Origin of the sequence: Mesorhizobium sp. M4A.F.Ca.ET.022.05.2.1 (genome assembly GCF_003998845.1) — a bacterium.
Classification (GTDB): Bacteria; Pseudomonadota; Alphaproteobacteria; order Rhizobiales; family Rhizobiaceae; genus Mesorhizobium.
In genome coordinates, this window is the sequence record NZ_RZOJ01000326.1 from 1 (window position 1) to 6,744 (window position 6,744).

Annotated in this window: 8 protein-coding genes and 1 other RNA gene; 5 read left to right on the top strand and 4 right to left on the bottom strand. The window is 63.8% G+C overall.

Annotated elements, in window-relative coordinates; translation table 11 throughout:
* Positions 1-76 precede the first annotated feature (76 nt).
* Together EN745_RS26340 and EN745_RS26345 are read right to left on the bottom strand one after the other, a co-directional pair.
* Positions 77-871 (bottom strand): thymidylate synthase, encoded by a 795-nt coding sequence (locus EN745_RS26340; protein ID WP_126059043.1) that lies wholly within the window; start codon positions 869-871, stop codon positions 77-79.
* 143 nt (positions 872-1,014) lie between these two features.
* Positions 1,015-1,326 (bottom strand): DUF2853 family protein, encoded by a 312-nt coding sequence (locus tag EN745_RS26345; protein ID WP_127406234.1) that lies wholly within the window; start codon positions 1,324-1,326, stop codon positions 1,015-1,017.
* Between the two features lie 167 nt (positions 1,327-1,493).
* Here EN745_RS26345 and ssrA point away from each other — a divergent pair.
* Positions 1,494-1,854: a transfer-messenger RNA gene (gene ssrA, locus EN745_RS26350) on the top strand.
* 178 nt (positions 1,855-2,032) lie between these two features.
* On the opposite strand, the gene EN745_RS26355 is transcribed toward ssrA, so the two are convergent.
* Entirely contained in the window at positions 2,033-3,238 is a 1,206-nt protein-coding gene (locus EN745_RS26355) for a multidrug effflux MFS transporter (RefSeq protein WP_126053950.1), read from the bottom strand.
* 184 nt (positions 3,239-3,422) lie between these two features.
* On the opposite strand from EN745_RS26355, the gene EN745_RS26360 reads away from it, so the two are divergent.
* The 4 genes from EN745_RS26360 (at position 3,423) to EN745_RS26375 (ending at position 5,221) form a co-directional block, all read left to right on the top strand.
* Entirely contained in the window at positions 3,423-4,112 is a 690-nt protein-coding gene (locus tag EN745_RS26360; RefSeq protein WP_127406233.1) for a TetR/AcrR family transcriptional regulator, read from the top strand.
* 119 nt (positions 4,113-4,231) lie between these two features.
* On the top strand, positions 4,232-4,765 hold the full coding sequence (locus EN745_RS26365) for an SspB family protein (RefSeq protein ID WP_126053948.1): 534 nt from the start codon (positions 4,232-4,234) through the stop codon (positions 4,763-4,765).
* A gap of 18 nt (positions 4,766-4,783) precedes the next feature.
* Positions 4,784-4,981, top strand: a complete 198-nt coding sequence (locus EN745_RS26370; RefSeq protein WP_126053947.1) for a DUF4169 family protein — start codon at positions 4,784-4,786, stop codon at positions 4,979-4,981.
* Positions 4,982-4,990: 9 nt separating this feature from the next.
* Positions 4,991-5,221 carry a ribbon-helix-helix domain-containing protein gene (locus EN745_RS26375; RefSeq protein WP_126053946.1) on the top strand — a complete coding sequence of 77 codons (231 nt, stop codon included), beginning with the start codon at positions 4,991-4,993 and terminating at the stop codon, positions 5,219-5,221.
* Here the strand turns inward: EN745_RS26375 and EN745_RS26380 are convergent.
* Positions 5,218-6,744: AsmA-like C-terminal region-containing protein (locus EN745_RS26380; RefSeq protein ID WP_281034791.1), on the bottom strand; the 1,527-nt coding region annotated here is incomplete at its 5' end. The genes EN745_RS26375 and EN745_RS26380 overlap by 4 nt on opposite strands.

Here is a 6,744-nt window from a genome sequence, read left to right on the forward strand (position 1 = left end):
TACTTAAAGTGCGTGAGCACCGGAAGCGCAGGAAACCGCCGTTCGCAAGCCGGCATCACCTGAATATCAGCACACCTCAAACGGCGATCGGCGCCTTGATGGTGGCATCGGCGAAGTAGTTCTCGAGCCGGAAATCCTCGAACCGGAAGGCAAAAAGGTCCTTCACCTCCGGATTGATCCACATCGTCGGCAGCGGCTTCGGCGTGCGCCGCAGTTGCTCGCGCGCCTGCTCGAAATGGTTCGAGTAGAGATGCGCATCGCCAAGCGTATGGACGAAATCGCCGGGCTTAAGCCCCGTCACCTGCGCCACCATCAGCGTCAGCAGCGCGTAGGAAGCGATATTGAACGGCACGCCGAGGAAAATGTCGCCGGAGCGCTGGTAGAGCTGGCAGGAGAGGCGGCCTTCCGAGACATAGAACTGGAACAGGCAGTGGCAGGGCGGCAACGCCATCGCCTCCACCTCGGCGGGGTTCCACGCCGAGACGATCAGTCGCCGCGAGTTGGGGTTCCGGCGTATCTCCTTCAAAAGACCCGCGATCTGGTCGATCTCGCCACCACGGCCGTCCGGCCACGAGCGCCATTGCTTGCCATAGACCGGACCGAGGTCGCCGTTCTCGTCCGCCCATTCGTCCCAGATGGAGACGCCATTGTCCTTGAGGTATTTGATGTTGGTGTCACCGGCCAGGAACCAGAGCAGCTCGTGGATGATCGACTTCAGATGCAGCTTCTTGGTTGTCGTGACCGGGAAGCCGCGTGAGAGGTCGAAACGCATCTGGTAGCCGAACACCCCACGGGTGCCGGTGCCGGTGCGGTCGCCGCGGTCGACGCCGTTCTCCAGCACATGCTTCAACAGGTCGAGATACTGGCGCATCGGCTTGGCCTCGATTCGGGTGTCAAGCAATCATAACCGACCGGCCGTCGATCGAATACCACAAAGCCCGCCGCAGATGTGGACGCGCCGATGTTGACGGCGCCGGCACCAGGTCGCGCCGGCTGCCGCCCTGTCGTCATGCTTCAGAGGGAGCCGAGCTTGCCGAGATCCTTCGCCACCAGATAGTAGAAAGTCACCCGGCTTTTGGTGTTGTCGGAGGCCATCGCCTTGCAGGCCTTCTCGATCGCGCCATCGGCCTTGTTGGCGTCGGCGACGCCGAGCTTCTTGGCGGCCCAGTTCTCCCGCACGCGTTCCAGTTCCTTCGGGTCCGTGCAGGACACCAGCGAGGAATCGCGGTTTCTGAGCGCGATGCCCAGGTGCTTCACGATCTTCTCGACCGCGTCGGCGCTGGCGCCAGCGTCGTACTTCTTCACATCCGCAAGATAGTCGGCCATCGGAAAAATCCCCTCCTCGGCGCCACGGATCCGGTCGATGAGGCTTGTGGCGCGCTACGCAATCTGTGCGCTGGGTAGCAACTCCTCACCGGTGCAAAGCTTCGGTTGAGCGCGCCGGCAAGTCAACCCTCGACGATCCATTTTGAGATAGGGACAAAGTCCCATTCGGCCTTTCAATTTCCATGATCGGCCCCTATATTCGTTTCGTCGGCTTGACCGACTATGGCGATAAACAGGCGATGCAATAAGCCGTTCGGACCCGGGGGCGGTACCCGGCGCCTCCACCAAAAACCGCTCTTTCGAAAAGAGCGGCTTTTGCTGGGGGCGAAATAGGATCGACGAAGGTGTAAAGATCGTACTTTTGCCCGGCATTGTACCACCGTCATCGGGCTAAACTTATAGTTGCCAACGACAACTATGCGGAAGCTCGTCTCGCTGCGTAATGCAGTGCGAACGCTTCAAATCAAGCCCTAGAGGTTCGCACTTCTAGGCGGGGTTCGGAGGTACCTGGCAACAGAAACCTCCACTTCTCCCTTCCTCCCACTTTTTGCAACCGCAAGTTTTTGGCCCAGGCGCGGGGCCACGACCTGTTCCCGCGCGTCCAATCGAGGCGCGATTGCGTTTCGTTCCCGATGCGGCGGGGTTATGCAAAACATGAAAAAAGGCCGGGCGAGCCCGGCCTTTCTGTTACGATATTGAGCGTTGCTTACTCGGCCGGCGCTTCCACCGTCTCCCGCGCGCGGCCGAGCGTCAGCTTGGCGAGGGTGAAAGAAATCACCGCACAGAGCGTAATGCCGGCCACCATCGGCAGCGGGGTGCCGTCGAAGAACAGTCCGGCGACACCCATGGCCAGCGCACCGATGGCGAAATGCAGCGTGCCCATCAGCGCCGAGGCCGTGCCGGCGATCTCGCCATGCTCTTCCATGGCCAGCACCGAGGTCGTCGGGATGACCAGGCCGAGGAAGCCGTAGCCGACGAAGAGCAGCGCCGCCATCACGTCGAGCCGGTCGACGCCCGAGGCCATGATCGCGAACAGCGCCACCATCGTCGTCGCATAGCCAGTCACCGCCACCCAGACGACGCGCTTCAAGCCAAAGCGATCCGCCAGCATTCCCGTCAGTTGCGACATGCCGATGAAGGCAACCGCGTTGATCGAGAAGAACACACTATAGACCGACGGGGACAGGCCGTAGTGATCGATCAGGATGAAGGACGAACTCGACAGGTAGACGAAGAAGCTCGCGATGCCGAAGCCGGCAATCGAGACCAGCCCGAGGAAGTTGCGGTCGCCCATCAGGAAGCGGTAGCCCGACAACGCCGCGCCGAAGGATGAGCCGGCACGTTCCTCGACCGGCCGCGTTTCCTTGAGCGAAGTCGCAAGCAAGATGGTGGCAAGCACCGCCGCGCCCGTCACCGTCCAGAACACGGCGCGCCAGCCGAAGCTCTCGATGATCTGGCTGCCGGTCAGCGGCGCCAGGATCGGCGATACCGAAAACACCAGCATCAGCAACGACATCAGCTTGGCCGCCTCATTGCCGGTGTGCAGGTCGCGCACGATGGCGCGCGGAATGGCCATGCCGGCGCTGGCGCCGAGGCCCTGCAGGAACCGGAAGGCGATCAGCCATTCGATGGTCGGCGCCATCGCCGAGCCGATGCCGCCGACCATGAACAATGCGAGGCCGCCATAAAGCGGCAGCTTGCGGCCGACCATGTCCGAGATCGGCCCGACCAGAATCTGGCCGAAGCCCATCGACAGGAAGAAGATCAGCAGGCTCATCTGCACCGCAGAGGTGCCGGCATGCAGGTCCTCGCCGATCGACGGCAGGGCCGGAAGATACATGTCGATGGCGAACGGGCCGATAGCGGACAACAGGCCGAGCACGACCGCGATGCGGAGGAATTTGGGACTCATGATTAGGCTTCTTTCGGATCTGGCTGCCGCCGCGAAAGCGGCGTCTAACCCAGGACGTTCCATCCCGCGACATTCCGACACCTCAGAGGGGGACCTATTGTCTCTCCGGAGCGAATGCCTTGTGTTATGTCCACAAAATTAGACACTCTTGTCCAAATCGTCAATCGCCGCTATATAGTTTTTTATGAAGCCCTGCGTTTCTCCTGACAATTTCCCGCCACGCAGCCACGAGGCAAAGCGCATTTCGGTCGTCGAGGCCGCTGCTTCGGTCTTCTGCCGCGAAGGGTTTGCCGGCGCCAACATCGATCTGATCGCCGCCGAGGCCGGCGTGTCGCGCCAGACCGTCTACAACCATCATGGCGACAAGGAAAAGCTCTTCATCGCCGTGGTGCGCGACCTGACCGAGCGCTGCAACGCCGGCATCTTCGCCACCATCGCCACCTTTCCCGACCAGCCCACCGACATCGCGGCCGATCTTGTTGGCTTCGCCGTGCGCATGAACCGCAACTGCATCTGCAACCGCGACGGCAGGTTCTTGCGCAAGCTGATCCAGGCCGAGGGCGAGCGCTATCCCGAACTGTTCGCCGAATGGCGCGAGCAAGGCCCGGGCCGCACCTGGTCGGCGCTTGCCGCCCGCTTCGCCCGTCTTGCGTATGCCGGCTATCTCTCGATCGAGGACCCCGACGTGGCTGCGCGCCAGTTCCTGGCTCTCGTCAACGCGGAATTGCAGATAACCTTCATGCTTGGCGGCGCGCCAACGGAAAGCGAAGTGTTGCAATCCGCCAGCAATGGCGTGCGCACCTTCCTTCGCGCCTTCGGCAGGCAGAAGGCCACGGCGCATGCGGCCAAGAAGAGCGTGCTCGTCGGCGCCTGAGCCATCAAAACACCGGCAATGGCCCTCGCTTCGAGAGGGCTGCGATCTATATGCGGTTTACGCCGCGCTCAAGCTTCATTACAGCTATGCGGACGATTCAACGGAACCCGACCCGCTACATGGCCGACGACCACATCCGCTACGACATTCTGGCCCAGGAGGCGTTGCGCGGCGTTATGCGCAAGGTCCTGGCCGAAGTCGCGCGCACCGGCCTTCCAGGCAACCATCATTTCTTCATCACATTCCTCACCGGCGCGCCGGGCGTTCGCGTGTCCTCGCGGCTGCGCGAGCGCTATCCGGAGCAGATGACCATCGTCATCCAGTTCCAGTACTGGGACCTGAAAGTGTCCGACACCGGCTTCGAGGTCGGCCTCTCCTTTTCCGATGTGCCGGAGAAGCTCGAAATCCCCTTCTCCGCCGTGCGCGGCTTCTACGATCCCTCGGTCAATTTCGAGCTCGAGTTCGATGTCAGGACTGATGGGGCGGCCGAGGACGAACCGGCGCAGCCCACGCCCGAGCCGCTGGCCGTCGTCACCGAGAAGAAACCGGAGACGAAGAAGAAAGCCGCCGCCGAGGCCGACAAGAAGCCCGCCGCGGCAGACGCCGGCAAAAGCGCCGACGTGGTGTCTCTCGACGCCTTCCGCAAGAAATAATTCCCCGGACGGTGCGGCATGGGCGACGTCGTCAATCTCCGCCAGGTCCGCAAGCAGAAGGCGCGGACCGAGAAGGAGCGGCAGGCCGGCGAGAACCGTGCCCTGCATGGCCGCTCCAAAGCCGATCGGGACCGTGACCGCATGGCCGCCGACAAGGCCGAGCACTTCATCGCCGACCATCGCCGCGAAAAGCCTGGTGATTCAAACGAGAGCTGAGCGCCTTACGTGAGCCCGGTCGAAAAGCGTTCCGTGACCATCCGCGGCCATCGCACCAGCTATTCGCTCGAAAAGGCCTTCTACGACGATCTCGTCGCCATCGCCGCGGCGCGAAAGCTGACGCTTGCCGCTCTCGTCGCCGAGATCGACGAGACCCGTCCGCGCGACGCCAACCTCTCCTCCGCGCTCAGGCTTTGCGTTCTGGATTGGGCCAAACGCGGGAAGAGCGGTTCGTCCTAGCCGCCATCCAGCGACTTCAGCAGGTTGTCGATCGTGAACGGATTGGACTTGGGCTTCGGTGGCGGTGGAGCCGAACCGTCATTGACGCCAGGAAGGGAGCCATCGACCTTTGGTGCTTGCTGGGCGGCCTTGCGTTGGGCGTCCCGCTTGGCCCTTTCTTCCGAGGCGATGCGCAGTGCCTCTTCGGCCTTTCGGCGTTCTTCCTCGGCTTGCGCCTTGGCCGCCGCGTCAGCCGCCTGCTGTTCCACCCTGGCTTTCGCTTCGGCATCGGCCTTGGCTTTGGCGCCCGCCTCGGCTTGCGCCTTTTCCTCGGCCTCGGCCTTGGCTTTCGCGTCGGCCTCGGCTTGCGCCTTCGCATCCGCCTCGGCCTTGGCTTTCGCTTCGGCCTCCGCCTGCGCCTTTGCCTCGGCTTCGGCCCTGGCTTGCGCCTCCGATTCAGCCTTTGCCTTGGCCTCAGCCTCGGCTTGCAGCCGCGCCTCCTCCTGTTGCCGGCGCAGTTCCTCGGCCGCCCGGTCGCGTTCGGTTTGCAGTGCCGCGTAGTAGCGCACCTCGCGGCGCAGCCGCTGCTTCTCCAGCAGCGCCGCCTGCATCGCCTCGACCCGCTGCTGCTCCTTCTCCAGCGCGCGCTGCGTCAGGAACTGCGCCAGCGGCTCGCTATCGAACAGGCGGTCGGCGGCGCCGAGCGGCCCCTCGACACTGAAATTCACCGCCGGCTCGGAGCCGACCAGCGCCTCGTCGCCTGGCCGGTAGGTGATGGCGCCCTTTGCCGAGACGGTGCTGGCGTTGAGATTCGCCGTGACGTCGGCGGACAGCGTCGCCGCCGGATTGTCGAGGCTGATCGGCGGCGCACGCAGCGTGCCGCCGGCCACCGTGAAGGCAATCTCGGTGTCTTTGGCGGCAAAATTGCCATTGGCTGCGATCTCCGGCGCGAAGCCAGCGGTCTTGGCCGCGTCGATATCGCGCCCGATCGCATCGGCCTTCTCGACGAAGGCGGGAAAGGCGTCCGGGTTGACGCCGGCGATGGTGAGCCCCCTCAGCGTCGCCGTACCGGAACCGGACAGAGCGGCCACCATCGCATCGACGGACTTGCCGCTGGTCGACAGCGCCGTCGAGACATCGCCACTGCCGCTCAGGCCGGCATTTGGCAACAGGGCCGAAAGATCGGCACCGGCGAGCTTCATCTGGCCGGAGAAAAGCCCGGTGCCGTCATTGTTCTTCAGCTCGAACAGGCCGGTCAGCGCGCCGCCGAAGAGCCTGGCCTTGAGGTCCGAGACGCGGATGCCCTCCTGGTCGAGCTTCAACGACAGCGACGCGTCATGGGCGGTGGCGAACGGCCCGGCGGCGAGCACCCCCGTGGTCAGATCAAGGTCGGCGGTGAAGGGCAGGCTGGACTTCTGGCTGAACGGTGCCGTCGGCCAGCCGCCCTTGCCGGCCAGGAAGGACTGATCGCCGAACAGCGCCACCGCCGTCGGATCGAGATCGAGCTCGTCGAGCGCCAGCGCGCCGGCAAGGTGCGGCATCTG

What these genes read in the sequence shown, in the direction of transcription:
- EN745_RS26340 (WP_126059043.1), bottom strand. Translation starts at nt 871, where the DNA reads ATGCGCCAGTATCTCGACCTGTTGAAGCATGTGCTGGAGAACGGCGTC.
- EN745_RS26345 (WP_127406234.1), bottom strand. Translation starts at nt 1,326, where the DNA reads ATGGCCGACTATCTTGCGGATGTGAAGAAGTACGACGCTGGCGCCAGC.
- EN745_RS26355 (WP_126053950.1), bottom strand. Translation starts at nt 3,238, where the DNA reads ATGAGTCCCAAATTCCTCCGCATCGCGGTCGTGCTCGGCCTGTTGTCC.
- EN745_RS26360 (WP_127406233.1), top strand. Translation starts at nt 3,423, where the DNA reads ATGAAGCCCTGCGTTTCTCCTGACAATTTCCCGCCACGCAGCCACGAG.
- EN745_RS26365 (WP_126053948.1), top strand. Translation starts at nt 4,232, where the DNA reads ATGGCCGACGACCACATCCGCTACGACATTCTGGCCCAGGAGGCGTTG.
- EN745_RS26370 (WP_126053947.1), top strand. Translation starts at nt 4,784, where the DNA reads ATGGGCGACGTCGTCAATCTCCGCCAGGTCCGCAAGCAGAAGGCGCGG.